10 protein-coding genes and 4 pseudogenes are annotated in these 17,837 nt (G+C 70.9%); 7 read left to right on the forward strand and 7 right to left on the reverse strand.

Annotated elements, in window-relative coordinates; all coding sequences use genetic code 11:
• Positions 1-13: 13 nt before the first annotated feature.
• Together VO99_RS04420 and VO99_RS31960 are read left to right on the forward strand one after the other, a co-directional pair.
• Positions 14-889, forward strand: a pseudogene (locus tag VO99_RS04420) (SGNH/GDSL hydrolase family protein); the annotation flags it as partial.
• Positions 890-916: 27 nt separating this feature from the next.
• Positions 917-1,024, forward strand: a pseudogene (locus VO99_RS31960) (PEP-CTERM sorting domain-containing protein); the annotation flags it as partial.
• On the opposite strand, the gene VO99_RS04425 reads toward VO99_RS31960, so the two are convergent.
• Positions 1,009-1,863, reverse strand: a complete 855-nt coding sequence (locus tag VO99_RS04425) for a segregation and condensation protein A (protein ID WP_046111616.1) — start codon at positions 1,861-1,863, stop codon at positions 1,009-1,011. The pseudogene VO99_RS31960 and the gene VO99_RS04425 overlap by 16 nt on opposite strands.
• A 37-nt stretch (positions 1,864-1,900) precedes the next feature.
• Positions 1,901-2,104: a DUF3460 family protein gene (locus VO99_RS04430; RefSeq protein WP_046111617.1), complete on the reverse strand. Its 204-nt coding sequence runs from the start codon at positions 2,102-2,104 to the stop codon at positions 1,901-1,903.
• Positions 2,105-2,155: 51 nt separating this feature from the next.
• On the opposite strand from VO99_RS04430, the gene bamE reads away from it, so the two are divergent.
• Positions 2,156-2,656, forward strand: coding sequence for an outer membrane protein assembly factor BamE domain-containing protein (bamE, locus tag VO99_RS04435; protein WP_052736081.1), 501 nt, complete (start codon positions 2,156-2,158; stop codon positions 2,654-2,656).
• Here the strand turns inward: bamE and VO99_RS04440 are convergent.
• Positions 2,640-4,352 (reverse strand): SulP family inorganic anion transporter, encoded by a 1,713-nt coding sequence (locus tag VO99_RS04440; protein WP_046111619.1) that lies wholly within the window; start codon positions 4,350-4,352, stop codon positions 2,640-2,642. The genes bamE and VO99_RS04440 overlap by 17 nt on opposite strands.
• Before the next feature lie 278 nt (positions 4,353-4,630).
• On the opposite strand from VO99_RS04440, the pseudogene VO99_RS04445 reads away from it, so the two are divergent.
• Positions 4,631-5,653 (forward strand): annotated as a pseudogene (locus VO99_RS04445) (esterase-like activity of phytase family protein); the annotation flags it as partial.
• Between the two features lie 72 nt (positions 5,654-5,725).
• Positions 5,726-5,815: pseudogene (locus VO99_RS31965) on the forward strand (PEPxxWA-CTERM sorting domain-containing protein); the annotation flags it as partial.
• Positions 5,816-5,833: 18 nt separating this feature from the next.
• Here the strand turns inward: VO99_RS31965 and metG are convergent.
• Positions 5,834-7,876: a methionine--tRNA ligase gene (metG, locus tag VO99_RS04450; protein WP_046111621.1), complete on the reverse strand. Its 2,043-nt coding sequence runs from the start codon at positions 7,874-7,876 to the stop codon at positions 5,834-5,836.
• 206 nt (positions 7,877-8,082) lie between these two features.
• Between metG and VO99_RS04455 the strand changes: the two genes are divergently transcribed.
• Positions 8,083-10,158 carry an Ig-like domain-containing protein gene (locus VO99_RS04455; protein WP_046111622.1) on the forward strand — a complete coding sequence of 692 codons (2,076 nt, stop codon included), beginning with the start codon at positions 8,083-8,085 and terminating at the stop codon, positions 10,156-10,158.
• 13 nt (positions 10,159-10,171) lie between these two features.
• Here VO99_RS04455 and VO99_RS04460 read toward each other — a convergent pair whose 3' ends face one another.
• Together VO99_RS04460 and VO99_RS04465 are read right to left on the reverse strand one after the other, a co-directional pair.
• Positions 10,172-11,746 (reverse strand): OpgD/OpgG family glucan biosynthesis protein, encoded by a 1,575-nt coding sequence (locus VO99_RS04460; protein WP_046111844.1) that lies wholly within the window; start codon positions 11,744-11,746, stop codon positions 10,172-10,174.
• A 67-nt stretch (positions 11,747-11,813) separates the two neighbouring features.
• Positions 11,814-13,430, reverse strand: a complete 1,617-nt coding sequence (locus VO99_RS04465) for an OpgD/OpgG family glucan biosynthesis protein (RefSeq protein ID WP_046111623.1) — start codon at positions 13,428-13,430, stop codon at positions 11,814-11,816.
• A gap of 137 nt (positions 13,431-13,567) precedes the next feature.
• Between VO99_RS04465 and apbC the strand changes: the two genes are divergently transcribed.
• Complete coding sequence (apbC, locus tag VO99_RS04470; protein ID WP_046111624.1) at positions 13,568-14,662, forward strand: iron-sulfur cluster carrier protein ApbC; 1,095 nt, start codon at positions 13,568-13,570, stop codon at positions 14,660-14,662.
• A gap of 21 nt (positions 14,663-14,683) precedes the next feature.
• Here the strand turns inward: apbC and VO99_RS04475 are convergent, their stop codons facing one another.
• The gene (locus VO99_RS04475; RefSeq protein WP_046111625.1) at positions 14,684-17,794 is read right to left on the reverse strand and encodes a DUF8811 domain-containing protein; all 3,111 of its coding nucleotides are present in this window, start codon (positions 17,792-17,794) and stop codon (positions 14,684-14,686) included.
• Positions 17,795-17,837 lie beyond the last annotated feature (43 nt).

The raw sequence follows: 17,837 nt of genomic DNA on the forward strand, positions 1-17,837 counted from the left end.
CAGGAGAAGTGCCATGACCGCCCCGTTCCGTGCCCGCCCCTGGTTGTGGGCCGCCTGCCTGGTGCTGGCCGCGCCGCTCGCCCAGGCCGCCACCAGCTTCAACGGGCTGTACATCTTCGGCGACAGCCTGTCGGACGCGGGCAATGCCGCCGCGGCGGTGGGCACCGATCCGGCGCAGGTGATCTCGTCGAATGCCTACGTGCCCGCGCGGCCGTACGGCAGCGGCACGCTGTCCAACGGCGACGTCTGGGCCACCACCTTCGCGCAGGCCCTGGGCCAGTCGGCTGCGCCCTCGCTGGCAGGCGGCACCAACTTCGCCTTCGGCGGCGCGCGCACCAGCGGCGGTGCGGCGCCCAGCCTGGCGGTGCAGGCGGGCGGACTGCTGTCGGCCACCGGCAATCTGCTGCCGCCCGATGCGCTGTACGTGGTGGCCGGCGGCGGCAACAACGGCCGCGATGCGCTGGTGGCCATCGCCGGCGGCGCCGACGCCAACACCACCATCGCCACCACCGCGGCCACCTACGCGGCCGACGTCGGCGGCATCGTGGACAGCCTGCAGGCCGCGGGCGCCCGGCACATCGTGGTGTGGAACGCGCCCAACCTCGGCCTCACCCCGGCCGCGCGGCTGGCCGGCCCGGCGGCACAGGCCGGTGCCAGCTTCCTCACCGCGCAGATGAACGCCAAGCTGGAGGAGGAACTGGCCGGCGAGCAGGGTGTGTACACCTTCGACCTCTACGGCCTCGTGAGTACGGTGGTGGCCGCCGCCCAAGACCCGTCGAACAACTCGCCGTTCCTCAACGTCACCGATGCCTGCGGCAACCCGGCGGCCGCTTGCGACCCGGCCACCGCGCTGTTCTGGGACGGCATCCACCCCACCACGCTGGGGCATCAGGTGATCGCGGGCGGCATGCTGGCCACGGTGTCCGCCATCCCCGAGCCTTCGACCTATGCGCTGATGCTGGGCGGCCTGGCCGCGGTGGGCGTGCTGGCGCAGCGCCGCCGCGCGGCTCAGCTGGGCGCGTAGGCCAGGCGCACGTAGATCGGGGCGAAGGCCTCGGCCTGCGTCACCTCGAGCAGGCGCTCCCGCGCCAGCTCCAGCATCGCGATGAAGGTGACCACCAGCACGGGCACGCCGCGGCTGGTGTCGAACAGCTCCTCGAACTCCACAAAGCGCTTGCCCTGCAGCCGGCGCAGCACGATGGTCATGTGCTCGCGCACCGACAGCTGCTCGCGGCTGATCTTGTGGTGCTGGTTCAGCCGCGCACGCTTGAGGATGTCGGCCCAGGCCTCGCGCAGTTCGTCGATGGACACGTCGGGGAAGCGCGGCTTCAGGCTCTGCTCCACCGTCACCTGCGCCCGCAGGAAGTCGCGGCCCAGCACCGGCAGCGCATCCAGCTTGAAGGCGGCCAGCTTCATCTGCTCGTACTCGATCAGCCGTCGCACCAGCTCGGCCCGCGGGTCCTCGGCCTCATGGCCGTCCGCCGACTTCTTCGGCGGCAGCAGCATGCGGCTCTTGATCTCGATGAGCATCGCGGCCATCAGCAGGTATTCGCTGGCCAGCTCCAGGTTGCTCTTGCGGATCTGGTCGACGTAGGCCAGGTACTGGCGCGTCACGTCGGCCAGCGGAATGTCGAGGATGTTGAAGTTCTGCTTGCGGATCAGGTACAGCAGCAGGTCCAGCGGGCCTTCGAAGGCCTCCAGGAAGACTTCCAGCGCGTCCGGCGGGATGTAGAGATCCTGCGGCATCGCGAACAGCGGCTCGCCGTACAGGCGGGCCACGGCCACCGTGTCGATGACGTGCGGCGGCGCTTCCAGCACCGCGGGCGGCAGGGCGCCGCCGGGGGCGGGCGTGGGCTCGGACATCGGCGACGCCGGGTGCGGGCGGTCGGCGGCGGGCCGCTTACTTGCCCTTGGTCTGGTAGACGTAGGGTTGTTGCGCCACGCGGGCGTCCTTGTATTCGGCTTGCGCCTGGCGGTCGATGGGCCGGTCCCACAGCAGGGAACGGCCGGCGCGCTGTTCGGCTTCCAGCGTGGGCTTCTGCGCCTTCAGCGAGTCGATGAACTGGGTCACGTCGGACTTGTAGGGCTTCCAGAAGAGCGGCATGGCGCGTGGACAAGAATGAGGCAGGAACTTCAGAGTTTACCCGGGGCACCCATGGACAACTGGACGATCAAGGCCGTGTTGGCAGCCGCGGCCGCGGTGGCCGGCCTGCTGGCTGGCTGCGATGCCGAGCGCATCGCCAAGCTGGAAGAAGGCGTGGCCACCGAGGCCGATGTGCGAAAACAATTCGGCGAACCTGCAGCCGTGTTCGACGAGCCCGACGGTTCGCGCACTTTCGACTATCCCCGCCAGCCCGAAGGCGCGGTCAACTACATAATCACCATCGGCCCGGATGGCCGCATGACGGCGCTGCGCCAGGTGCTCACCGCGCGCAACCTGGAGCGGGTGCAGCCCGGCATGTCGGCCGACGAGGTGCGCCGCCTGCTGGGCCGGCCGGCGAAGCAGCAGACCTACGCCCTGAAGCAGCAGACCGAATGGGACTGGCGCTGGCAGGACGGCGGGCAGGCCAAGGCCTTCACCGTGGTGTTCGATGCCGGCATGAAGGTGCTGCGCACCGGCATCGGCGACGACCCGCGCATCACGTCGCCGGGCTGAGCGGCTGCGCGGGCGCCCAGCGCCGCAGGGCCTCGTCCAGCGTGGCGGCCAGGCCACCTTCGCCGAGCGCCGTCTCGAAGCCTGCGCGGCGCACCAGCGACCGCGGCTGTGGATTCAGGTCGGCCAGCACCAGGCGCACGCCTCGGCGCTGCAAGGCCCGCTGCAGCTGCACCAGGGCGTCCAGGCCCGAGGCATCCATGGACACCAGCCGGTGCATCTCCAGCACCAGCACGCGGCTGTCGGCGGGCACCTGGTCGGCCAGGTCCTCGATCTTGCCCACCGCGCCGAAGAACAGCGCGCCGTACAGGCCGATGACCTGCACGCCGGCCACGCCCGACGGGACGGGCTGCGCCTGGAACAGCGTGCCCATGCGCCAGATGAAGAACACGCAGGCCGACACCAGGCCCACCTGCACCGCCACCGTGAGGTCGAACACCACCGTGAGCACGAAGGTGCCCAGCAGCGTGGTGCGGTAGGCCAGCGAGAACTGCCGCAGCCGGGCGAACTCGTGCCATTCGCCCATGTTCCAGGCCACGAACAGCAGGATGCCGGCCAGCACCGCCAGCGGCACGTGCAGCGCCAGCGGCGCGGCCAGCAGCACGATGGCCAGCAGCACCACCGCATGCACCATGCCGGCCACCGGCGTGGTGGCTCCGGCGCGCAGGTTGGTCACGGTGCGGGCGATGGTGCCGGTGGCGGGTATGCCGCCGAAGAACGGCGTGACGATGTTGGCCACGCCCTGGGCCATCAGCTCCTGGTTGGGGTCGTGGCGCGGAAAGGCCGACTGGCCCAGGCTGTCGGCCACCCGCGCGCACAGCAGCGACTCCACCGCACCCAGCACGGCGATGGTCAGCGTGGGGATGAAGAGCTGCTGCACCGTCTGCCAGCTGAAGGCCGGCAGCGCAAAGGCAGGCAGGCCTTTCGGTATGCCGCCGAAGCGCGAGCCGATGGTCTCCACCGGCAGCGCCAGCAGCGTGCTGGCCAGCGTGAGCGTGACCAGCGCGACGATCTGCCCCGGCATGCGGGCCGCCGCCTGGAACATGCCGGCCTCGGTCAGCCGGTCGGGCAGGTGTATGCCGGGCAGCAGGTCGCCGCGCTTGAACAGCCGCGGCCACAGCAGCAGCCCGCCGAAGCACAGCAGGCCCAGCACCAGGGCATGCGGGTTGAAGGTGTGCATCGCCTGGCCGAAGGCGCGCAGCTGCGAGAAGAAGTCGGCCGGCAGCTTGTCGATGCGCAGGCCGAGCAGGTCGCGCACCTGCGACAGCGCAATGAGCACCGCGATGCCGTTGGTGAAGCCGATGACGATGTTCACCGGCACGTAGCGCACCAGCGCGCCCAGCCGCAGCAGCCCCATGGCGAACAGCAGCACGCCCGCCATCACGGTGGAGATCAGCAGGTTGGCCAGGCCATGGCGCTCGACGATGCCGTAGACGATGACGATGAAGGCACCCGCCGGCCCGCCGATCTGCACGTTGGAGCCGCCCAGCGCCGAGATGATGAAGCCCGCGATGATCGCGGTGAACAAGCCCGCCTCCGGCTTGACGCCGCTGGCGATGGCAAAGGCCATGGCCAGTGGCAGCGCCACGATGCCGACGGTGAGGCCGGCGCCGGCATCGGCGAGGAAGCGGTCGCGGCCGTAGCCCTTCAGGCTGCCGAGCAGGCGAGGGCGGAAGCGGTGGAGCGGGATCGGGGGCATGCGGTCTCCGGTGGGCTGCTGTGACGGGAATGCCAGGCAGCGAGGATCGGAGGGCCGCAGTGATGCACACGCGCCATGAAGCGCCGCCTGCGCGATGGCGGCAGGTTCTGCGGGGCAGGGGCGGCATGTGTCACGCGCCGATTGTGGTGCGCTTTCATGCGCAGGTCATGGTCGGCCGCGAGCATGCGGCTCTTTCATTGCCTTCCGCAGGACACCGCATGACTCCCACGCTTCGCCCCCTTGCTGCGCTGATGCTGATGCTGGCCGCCAGCGCCCCGATGGCCGCGCCGGTCGGCCTGGACTACCTGGGCCAGGCCACGCTGGCCACCGGCACGCAGTTCGCCGGTACGCAGGTGGGCGGTCTCTCGGGCATCGACTACGACGCGGCCACCCAGACCTACATCGCCATCAGCGACGACCGCAGCCAGCTCAACCCGGCGCGCTACTACCGCATGACGCTGGACACCGCGCAGTTCCAGCGCGCCAACAACGCCAGCGCCGCCGGCGTGCAGTTCACCGGCGTGACCACGCTGCGCAACCTGGACGGCCAGCCGTTCGCCGCGGCCGGCGTCGACCCGGAATCGATCCGCCTGGTGCGTGGCGCCAAAGGCCCGACGCTGCTGTGGACCAGCGAAGGCCAGCGCAGCGCCGCCGGCCTGCAGAACCCCACGCTGCGCGAGATGCACCTCGACGGCACCCCCGTGCGCGGCGTCGACGTGCCCGCCACCTTCCTGCCGGCCGGCACCGTCGCCGGCAATGCCGCGGGCGACCGCGGCGTGCGCAACAACCTGGCCTTCGAGAGCCTGACGCTGTCCACCGACGGCACCCGTGCCTACGTGGCCACCGAAGGCGCCCTGGTGCAGGACGGCCCGGCCGCCACGCTGGCCGCCGGCTCGTACAGCCGAGTGGCCGAGTTCAACCTGGCCAGCGGCCAGGCCGGTGCGCAGTACGTCTACCGCACCGATGCCATCGTCGCCGCGCCCGCGCCGGGCGGTTTCTCCGACAACGGCCTGGTGGAGATGCTGGCGGTGTCCGAAGGCCGCTTCATCGCGATGGAGCGGTCGTTCTCCACCGGCGTGGGCTTCAACATCCGGCTGTACCTGACCGACACCGTGGGCGCCAGCGACGTGTCGTCGCTGGCTTCGCTGCAGGGCGCCAGCTTCAGCACCATGCGCAAGTCGTTGCTGCTGGACCTGGGCACGCTGCGCAACGACGACGGCTCCGCCCTGGTGCTGGACAACATCGAAGGCATCACCTGGGGTGCCGACGTCGGCGGTCGCAAGACGCTGATGCTGGTGGCCGACAACAACTTCTCGACCGGCGAGTTCACGCAGTTCGTCGCGCTGGGCGTCAACGGCGACCTGGCCCTGGCGCCGGTGCCGGAGCCCTCGACCTATGCGCTGATGCTGGGCGGCCTGGCGCTGATGGGCGCCGTGGCCCGCCGCCGAAAGCGCGGCGGCTGAGGCACAGCGCCGACGTGCTCAGCGCACCCGCATGCCGGGTTGCGCGCCCGGGCCGGGCTCCAGCACGAAGATGCCGGGCTCGGCCTTCTCGTCGGCATGCGATGCGGCCAGCACCATGCCTTCGCTCAGGCCGAACTTCATCTTGCGCGGCGCCAGGTTGGCCACCATCACCGTCAGCTTGCCCACCAGGTCTTCGGGCTTGTAGGCCGACTTGATGCCGCTGAACACGTTGCGGGTGCGGCCCTCGCCCACGTCCAGCGTCAGCCGCAGCAGCTTGTCGCTGCCTTCCACGGCTTCGGCATTGACGATCTTGGCGATGCGCAGGTCGACCTTGGCGAAGTCGTCGATCTTGATCTCGGGCGCGATGTCCTCGCCGCCCGGCACCACCTTGGGCGCCGGCGGCGGGGCCAGCAGCTCGTCGAGCTGCTGCGTGTCCACGCGCTGCATCAGGTGCTTGAACTCGCCGATGCGCTCCACCTGCGAAGGGCCGATGCTGCGGTCGAAGCGCACGTTCAGGAAGGTGGCGGCCCGCGCCGCGGTATCCGGCAGCACGGCGGCCAGCAGGCGCGTCAGCAGCTCGAAGGCACGCATCAGCGTGCTGCACACCTCGTGCAGGCGCTGGGCGGCCTCGGGCTTCTTGGCCAGCTCCCAGGGCTTGTTCTCGTCGGTGTAGCCGTTGACCACGTCGGCCAGCGCCATGATGTCGCGCAGGGCCTTGCCGTACTCGCGCTCGTCGAACAGCCTGCACAGCGCCGGCTGCGCGGCCACGATCTGGTCGTGGATGGCGGCATCGGCGGCCGGCAGCTCGGCCACCGGCAGCACGCGGCCTTCGAAGCGCTTGTTCAGGAAACCCGCGGCCCGGCTGGCGATGTTGACGTACTTGCCGATCAGGTCGGAGTTGACCCGGGCCACGAAGTCCTCGGGATTGAAGTCCACGTCTTCCACCCGGCCGTTGAGCTTGGCCGCCAGGTAGTAGCGCAGCCACTCGGCATTCATGCCCAGCTCCAGGTACTTCAGCGGCGACAGGCCGGTGCCGCGGCTCTTGCTCATCTTCTCGCCGCTGAGCTGCAGGAAGCCGTGCACGTTCACGTGGTCGGGCGTCTTGCGGCCGCTGAAGTGCAGCATCGCCGGCCAGAACAGCGTGTGGAAGTAGGTGATGTCCTTGCCGATGAAGTGGATCTGCTCGACCGCCGGGTCGGCGAAGAAGGCGTCGAAGTCGCGGCCGGTCTTGCCGAAGTAGTTCTTCAACGAGGCGAGGTAGCCCACCGGCGCATCCAGCCACACGTAGAAGTACTTGTCCTCGGTGTCGGGGATGCGGATGCCGAAGTAGGGCGCGTCGCGGCTGATGTCCCAGTCGGCCAGGCCGCCGTGGCCGTGCTCGTCCACCGCGAACCATTCGCTGATCTTGTTCAGCACCTCGGGCTGCAGCCGGCCCGGCGTGTGCGTCCAGTCCTTCAGGAAGTCGAGGCAGCGCTGCGACGAGAGCTGGAAGAAGTAGTGCACGCTGGTCTTGAGCACCGGCGTGGCGCCGGTCAGCGCCGAGTACGGGTTCTTCAGCTCGGTAGGGGAGTACACCGCGCCGCACACCTCGCAGCTGTCGCCGTACTGGTCCTTGGCGCCGCACCGGGGGCACTCGCCCTTGATGTAGCGGTCGGGCAGGAACATGTTCTTCACCGGGTCGAAGAACTGCTCGATCGAGCGCTCGGTGATCAGGCCGGCCTTGCGCAGCGCGCGGTAGATGTCCTGCGCCAGCTCGTGGTTCTCGGGGCCGTCGGTGGAGTGCCAGTTGTCGAAGCCGATGTGGAAGCCGTCGAGGTACTGCTGGCGGCCGGCGGCGATGTCGGCCACGAAGGCCTGCGGCGTCTTGCCGGCCTTTTCGGCCGCGATCATGATCGGCGCGCCGTGGGCATCGTCCGCGCACACGAAGTGCACCTCGTGGCCCTGCATGCGCTGGTGCCGCACCCAGATGTCGGCCTGGATGTACTCCATCATGTGGCCGATGTGGAAGGGCGCGTTGGCGTAGGGCAGGGCGGTGGTGACGAAGATTTTGCGGTGGGTCATGGGGTGCACGCCGAGGCAGTGGGGCGCTCGGGGCGATCGGGGATTGTAGGAAAGGCCTCCTGCAGATGCAGGAGGCGGCGGCAGCGCCTCCATCAGCCAGCGGATGTGCTGCCGCACCGGGGCCGAAGAGAGTGCGCCGGCGGCCCGCTGCGGCCGCTGCCTGCCGGCTGGATGTCCCGGGCCGCGGGCGCCCCTAGGAGGATCGCATGCCCCGCCCGCACACACCCGAGCCCCGCGCCGCCGCCGGCCGCTCCCGCCACCCCCAGCCCGCGCGCCGCCGATGGCGCACCGGTGCGCCGTTCTGCGTCGCCTGGCTGGCCGCCGCGCTGGTGGCGGGCTGCGGCGGCGACGGCGACGATGCCGCGGTGCTGAACGCCGATGCAGACAGCGCCACCATGCCCTGGAACACCAGCGTGACGGTGGACGTGCTGGCCAACGACAGCAGCAACGACGGACCGGTGACCGTGGCCTCGGTGGCCGAGCCCGAACACGGCACCGCGGCCATGGTGGATGGCCGACTTGTCTATACACCTGAGCCCGGCTGGTTCGGCGTGGAGACGGTGACCTACACCGCCAGCGGTGCCGGCATCCAGGTGGCGGTGCCGGTGCGCATCGCGGTGCAGGCCCGCATGACCCTGGCCGGCACCGTGGCCGACGCGCCGCTGGCCCGGGCCGCGGTGAAGGTGGCGGTGGGCGACGACGAGTTCGGCACCACCACCGACGCCGACGGCCGCTACCGCGTGGAGGTGACCGCCGATGCGCAGGCCGACGTGGTGCGCATCGAGGCCACCGGCACCGGCATGCAAGCCACCGTGCGCCTGGTCGGCTATGCCGGCACGGCCGGCGCGGTGGCCGAGGACATCGATGCCGCCGGCGTGGTCAGCGCAGCCGACGAGCCGGGGCTGGACGTGTCCCACGTCAGCACCGCCATCGCCGCGCTGATCTCGCGTGGCAAGGACGGCGCGCCCAAGACGGGCGAGGCGCTGGACGCGGCGCTGGCCACGGTGTCGCCCGAAGCAGCGCTGATGGTGGCCACGCTGCTGCAGCAGGTGATCGACCATGGCCAGCCCCTGCCCGCAGGGCATGCCGACACCTGGGCCTTCGCGTTGGATGCGTCCGCCACCCGTGCGCGGCGCAACGAGATGATGGTCGACGGCAGCTGGTGGTCGGCGCTCTCGGACACGATGGACCGCGCGCCCGCCGTGCCCTTCACCGGCCCCGCCACCGGCGAGGCCACGCTGGTGGTGCAGGACGTCTATGGCCCGGGCGAGTTGTGGCTGCTGCGTGCCGATGGTGGCGGCACCGCCACTGCGCCCGAAGGCACGCGCGACCTCCGCTGGCAGGTGCAGGACGGCGACCTGTCCGTCAGCTATGCCCAGCCCCGCCTGGACTACACCACGTGGGCGCCGGACCCGCAGACCCAGGAGATGCTGCGCGTGAACGTCGAGACCACCGGCCTGCGGCTGCGGCTGGTCAGCGGCCGTCAACTGGCGGTGTCTTCCCGCCTGCAGCGCCAGACCGTCAGCGAAGGCCCGCGCAGCGGCGAGGTGCTCCTGGCCGCCCAGGCCGAGCCGTGGCAGCCGGCGTCGGTGGCCACCGCACTGGATGCCTACCCGGTGGAAGCGGCCGACCTCGCGCCGGGCACCCGCTGGGCCGGTGCGGTGCTGCGCGCGCCGTCGTCCAGCTTCGACGGCCTGGCCGCCGACGTGCTGCAGGTGGAGTCCGCCACCCGGGCGCGGCTGGAGCTGGCGGGCGTGGAGCGCACGCTGAGCGTGGCCGACGGCAGCTTCAGCCTGAAGGACAACACGGGCGCGGAATGGCGCTATACGCGGCTGCGCCCGGCCACGGCCGACGGCCTGGAATCCTGGCTGGTGCAGGGCCGCATCGGCACGCCCACCGCCTGGGCCGCGGTGGTGCCGATCGCGCCGCTGGCCAAGCGGTACACGCCGACGGCAGCCGACCTGGCGCGTGCATGGGACTTCGACCCCGATGGCGCCTATGGCAGGTGGCGCATCACGCTGCAGGCCGATGGCACCGCGTCCGTGTACGACGCGGCGGGCCGCTGGACGCTGCAAACCGACGGCCAGGCGCACATCGTGCGACCCGACTCCGGCGGCTATGAGCAGGTGATCCAGTGGTGGCCGCTGGCGCTGGCCGACGGCCGCATGGTGGTGCTGCAGAACGAGCAGTACCTGCCCACGGGCGAGGTGCCGGCCTCCGACGCGGCCGTCACCCGCTACCGCACGCTGACGGTCGTGGAGGCGGCCCCACCGGCACCCTGAAGCGCAAGGTGCCTCACCCCACCGCCCGCTCCGCGGGCGGCGGTGGCTGCCACTGGTACAGCCAGGTCTCGGTGAGTGCCTTGTCGCCGCTGCGCAGGTACAGGCGCACGGTGATCTGCTCGGTGCTGTCGTCCGGCGGCACCAGGTCGAACATGGCGCGGTAGCCCTTGACCGCGTCCAGCGGCCGGGCCGAGGTGATCTCGGCCTTGCCGCGGCTCAGGCTGATCACCGGCTCCACCCTGGCGCCCACGGGCAGCCGGGCCAGCTCGCCACCTGCGAAGTCGATGGCGAAGCGCCACGAGAAATACGGCCGCGGCTTGCCCACCACGCCGCCGAGACCGGTGCGCGTGGCCACGCAGCGCGCCAGCGGCGGCTGCACCGGCGCCTCGGCGCCCCAGTGCAGCCGGTAGGCGAACAGCGCCTCCTGCGCCGGCACCAGCGGCGTGGCCGGGTTCCAGAAGGCGACGATGTTGTCGAAGGTCTCGTCCACCGTCGGGATCTCCACCAGCTGCATTGAGCCGGCGCCCCAGTCGCCCTTGGGCTCCACCCACAGGCTGGGCCGGCGGTCGTAGAACACTCCGTCGTCCTGGTAGTGGTTGAAGTCGCGGTCGCGCTGCAGCAGGCCGAAGCCGCGCGGCTGCCGGTCGGCGAAGGCGTTGAAGGCCAGGTGGCGCGGATTGGTCAGCGGCCGCCAGATCCATTCGCCGCCGCCGGTGTGCATCGCCAGGCCGTCGGAATCATGGATCTCGGGCCGCCAGTCGTTGGCCATGCGGCGGTCGTTCTCGCCGGTCTGGTACATGCTGGTACAGGGCGCGATGCCCAGCCGCTCGATCGGCTTGCGCGGGTACAGCGCGGCATCCACGTCCATCACCGTGGTGTCGCCGGGCGCGATGGCAAAGCGGTAGGCGCCGGCCACGCTGGGCGAATCCAGCATCGCGTAGACCACCAGCGTGCCGGACTTGGGATCGGGCCGCTCCAGGAAGAAGTCGGTGAAGTCGGGAAACTCCTCTGGCCGCCCCATCGCGGTGTCGATCGCCAGGCCGCGGGCCGACAGGCCGTACTGCTTGCTGGCGCCCACGGCGCGGAAGTAGCTGGCGCCGAGGAAGGCGGCCATGTCCAGCTTGAAGTTGGTGTCGAAGTTCAGCCGGAAGCCTGCGAAGCCCAGGTCGGGCGGCTGCTTCGCGCCATTCAGGCCGCTCTTGCCGTAGTCGAACATCGCGGGGTCGTAGGCCAGCTCCTGGGCCTGGCCGCCGCGTACCTCGAACATGCGCACCGGCCGTTTGAAGAACAGGCCCAGGTGGAACAGCTTGACCTGGAAGCGCAGCGATTCATCGGCCCACAGCGCATGGTCGGGCTTGAAGGTGATGGCCTGGTACTGGTCCCAGTCCAGCGCGGCCACGTCGGCCGGCAAGTCCTGCCCGTGCGGCCTGTAGGGCTTGCCGGCCAGGTCGCGCGCGGCGCCCTTGAGCCAGGCGTAGTCGAAGGCCTGCGCCTTGCCCAGCGGCTTCAGGCCCGCCGCGCGGGCTGCGGGCGAAAGCATCGAAAGCGCGGCCGCACCAGCGGCGCCGAGCACGGTCCTGCGTTGCATGAAGGCCTTGTCGTGTGACATGGCCTGGCATTGGCAACGCCAGTGCCCAGGGCGCGGCCGGCGGACGTCAGAAGGGGTGGTACTGGTAGAGCCAGGTCTCGGACAGCGTCTGCTCGCCGTTGCGCAGGTACAGCCGGATGTCCACCGGCTGCGTGCCTTCGGCGGTGAAGTCGAACTGCGCGCGCCAATGGCCGGGCACGCCATCGGGCACGGCTTCGGTGAACACGTACGAGAACCGGCCGCTGGCGGCCGACAGCACCGCCTCGGGCTTGACGCCGAAGGGCAGGTCCTTCAGCGGCCCGCCCATGAACTCCACCATGAACTTGCGCACGCCCGCCGGCCGCGGCTGCCCTGGCTGGCCGCCACGGCCCAGCCGCGTGCCGGTGCAGTGGGCCAGCGGCGTGGGATAGGGCTCCTTGTCGGTCCAGTGCAGGCGGTAGCGCAGGTCGTAGCGGCTGCCGGCGCGTGCAGGCTGGCGCGGCACCCACATCGCCACGGTGTTGTCGTGGATCTCGTCGTCGGTCGGGATCTCGATCAGCTGCACCTCGCCTTCGCCCCAGGCGCTGCCCAGCGGCTCCACCCACAGGCCGGGGCGGCGGTCGTACATCACGCCGTCCAGGTAGTGGTCGAAGTTGCGGTCGCGCTGCCACAGGCCGAAGCCGCGCGGGTTGTTGTCGGCAAAGGCCGAGGCGGTGGTGCCGCCGGGATTGTTCAGCGGGCGCCAGATGCGCTCGCCGGCGCCGTTCCACATCGCCAGGCCGTCGGAATCGTGCACCTCCGGCCGCCAGTCGATGGCGGTGGGCTTGACCGTCTCGGAGTACCAGTACATCGAGGTCAGCGGCGCCAGGCCCAGCCGGGCCACGTCCTTGCGCAGGAACAGGCGCGCATCGATGTCCATGATGACCGCGGCCTCGCGCTTCATCACGAAGCGGTAGGCGCCGGTGATGCTGGGGCCCTCCAGCAGCGCATGCACCGTCACGCTGGTGCTGCCTTCGGCCGGCGGCTCGAACCAGAAATGGGTGAAGGACGGGAACTCCTCGTCCTGCCCCGGCACCGCCGGGTTGATGGCCACGCCGCGGGCCGACAGGCCGTACTGGTACAGCTCGCCGATGGCGCGGAAGTAGCTGGCGCCCAGGAAGGCCACCCAGTCGTTGGACTTCCAGTCGAGCTTGGCCTGGTCGCCCAGCCGGCTTTCCTGGAAGCGGAAGCCGGCGAAGCCCGCGCCTTCGGGCAGCTCGCGCGCCGGGCTGTCGGCCGGCATCTCGAAGTACTGCGGCGAATACAGGATCTCGCGCGCGCCGAAGGCTTCGCCCTGCTTCTCCAGCACATGCATGTGCACCGGCGTCTGGAAGAAGCGGCCCATGTGGAAGAAGGTGACCGGGAACGGGCCCGGGCCGTCCTTGAACAGCGCGCTGCCGGTGTCGAACTTGAGCTTGCCGTGCGCTTCGTAGTCGATGCGCTCCAGCACCTCGCGCGGCAGGTTCACCACCGGCGTGGGCGCCTGGCGGGCCATGGCTTCGGCACGGGCCACCAGCGCATCGAACGAGAACGGCTTGCGCGGCCCCAGCCGCAGGCCGGTGGCGGCCAGCGCCTGCGGGGGCAGGCCCAGGGCGGCCAGGCCCAGCGCGCTGCCGGCGGCGGTGATGAAGTGGCGTCGGTCGAGGCGGGTGGTCTTGTCGTCCATGCGGAATGCGGTAGTCAAACAAACGGGGCGGAGGATATGCGCGCCCGGCGCCGCACTTGTAAGCAGCCGCCATACCCGGTGGCGTCGGCCCGGCCCTGCGGCGAGCCGGCCGGGCGGCCTTCGTTAGACTGCCCACCATGTCCAGCCCCACCGAAGCCGCGCTGCTTGCAGCCCTCCAGACCGTCGTCGACCCGAACACCGGCGAAGACTTCGTTACCACCCGGCAGCTGCGCAACCTGCGCATCGACGGCGGCGACGTGGCCTTCGACGTGCAGCTCGGCTACCCGGCGCAAAGCCAGTTTCCGGCGCTGCGCAAGGCGCTGGTGGCGGCCGCGCGCAGCGTGCCGGGCGTGGAGAACGCCAGCGTCAACCTCAGCAGCGTGATCGTGGCGCACGCGGTGCAGCGCGGCGTTCAGCTGCTGCCCGGCGTGAAGAACGTGATCGCCGTGGCCTCCGGCAAGGGCGGCGTGGGCAAGAGCACCACCGCGGCCAACATCGCGCTGGCGCTGGCCGCCGAGGGCGCCACCGTGGGCCTGCTGGACGCCGACATCTACGGCCCCAGCCAGCCGATGATGATGGGCGTGCAGGGCAAGCCCGAAAGCCACGACGGCAAGACGATGGAGCCGCTGGTGGGCCACGGCGTGCAGGTGATGTCCATCGGCTTCCTGGTGGAGCCCGACCAGGCCATGATCTGGCGCGGCCCCATGGTCACGCAGGCGCTGGACCAGCTGCTGCGCCAGACCAACTGGAAGAACCTCGACTACCTCATCGTCGACATGCCCCCGGGCACCGGCGACATCCAGCTCAGCCTGTGCCAGCGCGTGCCGCTGACGGGCGCGGTCATCGTCACCACGCCGCAGGACATTGCGCTGCTGGATGCGCGCAAGGGGCTGAAGATGTTCGAGAAGGTCGGCGTGCCCATCCTGGGCATCGTCGAGAACATGGCGGTGCATGTGTGCTCGAACTGCGGCCATGCCGAGCACATTTTCGGCGCCGAAGGCGGCCGCAGGATGGCGGCCGAGTACCAGGTGGACTATCTGGGCGGCCTGCCGCTCAAGCTCAGCATCCGCGAGCAGGCCGACTCGGGCCGGCCCACCGTGGTGGCCGAACCCGACAGCGAGGTGGCCGGCCTGTACAGGGCCGTGGCCCGCCAGGTGGCGGTGACGGTGGCGCGCAAGGCCAAGGACTTCTCGGCCAAGTTCCCCACCATCACCATCTCCAAGACCACCTGATCCTGGAGAGGCCGGGGCGCCTTACGGCGCCACCTGCACCAGGTCGGCCTCGCGGCCGGCCCGGGCGTCCCAGTGCAGCATCAGCAGGCCGCTCTGGCCATGGGCGTCGGCGGCCACGCCCGGCGTCCGGGTCACCGTCAGCGCACCGCTGCGGCCCGCCGGGAGGGTGAAGGCGTCCAGGCCCACGCTGTACTTGGGTCGCGCCGGGATGTAGGTGTTGCCCACCACCACGTCGGTGAGCGCGCCGCTGTAGTAGTTGTCGAAGGCCAGCACGTCGAAGCGGATGCGGCTGTTCAGGTTGGTCACGCCCAGGTCGGACGCCAGCACGGTGAGCACCGCATTGCTGGAGTCGAGGTCGGCGTCCAGGTAGAAGTTCGCCACCGCCTGTCCCTGGTTGCTGCCGTCGGGGTTCAGCCGCTGGGCGTACACCAGCGTCTGCCCGCTGGTGCCGAAGCCACCGTTCTCCGCCGTGTAGATCACCGCGTCGTCCACGCCGTCGCCGTTCACATCCACGTACACATCGAACTCCGCCGGATAGGCGGGATGTGCCCGGCGGCCGAAGGTGGTGATGGCGAACTGCAGTGCCGGCACGCCCACGTCCACCAGCCGCACGCCGGTGGCCTTCAGGTCGATCAGGGCCACCTCGCCCCCGGCCGGCGCCTGCACCACGCTGATCTGCGGGCTGATGCCGGTGAGCGCGAACACGTCGGTGTAGCCCGGCGCGGCGCCACCCACGTTGCTCACGCCCAGCAGGCCGCTGCTCTCGCCTTCCAGCGCCACCGAGGTGGTGGACGGCAGCACGTTGGCCGCCTTGTGCGGCAGGATGTGCCACGGCACCGAGACGGTGCCGGCCGAGTCGCTCAGCGTGACGTAGCCATCGAACTCCACGTCGCCCAGCAGGGCGCCGTTGCCCTGGTTTCCTGCGAAGCCCAGGTTCCAGGCGGGCAGCTTGCCGGCGTCCAGCGTCAGCGTCAGCACGAAGGCCGCCGTGGCGTTGGCCGGCACCGTGATGCTGGCCGGCGCGGCCAGCGTGACCGCGCCGCGCGCCTCGTCGGCCGCATAGCGGAAGCTGCGCTGGATGGCATAGGTGCGGGCGGAGTTGCTGTAGTTGCGCACCGCCACCTTGCGGCTGATCTTGCTGATGCCGGTGGCCCGCACCACGCCGAACGACAGGCCCACGCTGTACGGGTTGGTGGCATCCCACACGCCGGTGGTGAGCGTGGCGCTCTTGTCCACGCGCAGCTCGCCGGCACCGATGCGCGACACCGGCGCCAGCACGCCGGGCAGCGTGGCGGGGTTGGTGTAGACCTCGGCATTGGCGCCGTTCATCAGCCGCGCCTTGATCTCCACCGGCGTGGCGGCCGGGAACTTCTGCAGCAGCAGCGCGGCCGCGCCGGCCACCATCGGCGTGGCGCCGGAGGTGCCGCCGAAGCTCTCGGTGCCGGTGCCGGTGCCGTAGACCGCCGAGACGGAGGCACCCGGCGCGCCGATCTCCGGCTTGATGGCGCCATAGCTGTACGACGGCCCGCGGGCCGAGGTGCTGGCCATGCTGCCCACCAGCGGGATGAGGTTGCTGCGGCTGACGGTCACCGTCACGCCGGAGGCCAGCGCCGACTTCAGGCGCGCGCCCACTTCCTGGCCGATGACCAGCGTCTGCACCAGGTTGGTCTCGCCGCCGGAGCTGAAGGTGGGGGCCTCGCCCGGCGCGTTGTTGGCCAGCAGCACGCCGAGGGCGCCCTTGGCCGAGGCATTGGCCACCTTGGTGCTGATGTTGCAGCTGCCGCGGTCGATCAGCGCCACCTTGCCGGTGAAGTCGGGCGTGGTCTGCGGGGTGCAGGACAGCCGCGCGTCGGCGGTGCTGCCATAGGCCAGCAGGCCGCTGAAGCCGCTGGTCACCGGCGCCCATTCCACGGTGTTGGTGTTGCCGTAGGTGCCGGCGATGGACGCCGGTGCATTGACCACCAGTGCGATGGCACCGGCCGAGGGCACGGCCGTCTGCGCCACGCTGATGGCTTCCGGCGCGGTGGAGGAGGAGCTGACGATGTACGGCCGGTCGGCCGCATTGCCGGCCGCCGCCACCACCACGATGCCGAACCGCACCAGGTTGCTGACCGCCTGCGAGCTGGAGTCCTCGCGCTGGCCGTAGTCCGCACCCAGCGAGAGGTTGATCACGTCGGCGGCGTCGGAGAAGTCGAGGTCGCCGTTGGGGTCCATCGCCCAGTCCAGCCCGGCCAGCGTGGCCACGCCGCTGCAGCTGGTGCTGACGCTGCTGCACACCTTGACCGCGTAGATGCTGGCGCCGGGCGCCATGCCCTTGTGCTTGCCGTCGGTGCTGGCGCCGGCGGCGATGTCCGCCACGTGGGTGCCGTGGCCGGCGTCGCTGCCGGCGTCGATTGGGTTGGGGTCGGGCGCCAGCGCGCCGTTGGGCCAGGTCTCGCCCACGAAGTCGTAGCCGCCGATCACCTTGGCGGTGGGAAACACCCCGGGCGTGACCACCGTCGGGTTGTTGGCGGCTGCGGCGAAGGCGGCGGCGGTGCCGGCGCCGCCCAGGTTGCGGTGGGTGTAGTCCACGCCGCTGTCCAGCACGGCGATGCGCTTGCCGGCGCCGGTGACGCCCAGGTCCTGCAACGCCTTGGCGCCCACGTAGGGCACCGTCTCGCCCAGCGAGCGGCGGCTGTCCGGCACCGGCAGCACGCCGGTCACGCCGGCCAGGCGGGCGATCTGCGGCAGCCGCGTGGCGGGCACCGACACCACCAGCGCGTTGTAGCTCTTGCTCACGCGGGCCAGCTCGGCGCCGCCCAGGCCGCGGATCTGGCCCATCAGCGCGTCCTGCTTGCCCTTCAGGCTGGCCATGTAGGCCTGGCGCTGCGCCAGGCCCATGGTGCCCAGGCCCTGCTTGGCATTGGGGCCCAGGGCCACGGCCAGGGGCGCGTCGGTCAGGCGCACCACCACCTGCACCTGGCCGCGCTGCGCGGCCAGGCGGGTGGGGCTGGCCGCGGTGACGGCGGCGGGCAGCCGCAGCGCCTGGGCATGGGTGCCGGCCGCGGTCTGGGCCTGCGCGGCGGGCTGCAGGCCCAGCAGCGCACAAAGCGCCAGGCCCAGCGCCTTCAAGGCGCGAGGAGTTGTCTGCATGCGATCTCCGATGTGTAGAGGAGCGACGTTGCAAAGCCGGCGA

Origin of the sequence: Aquincola tertiaricarbonis (genome assembly GCF_000969605.1) — a bacterium.
Lineage (GTDB): Bacteria > Pseudomonadota > Gammaproteobacteria > Burkholderiales > Burkholderiaceae_C > Aquincola > Aquincola tertiaricarbonis.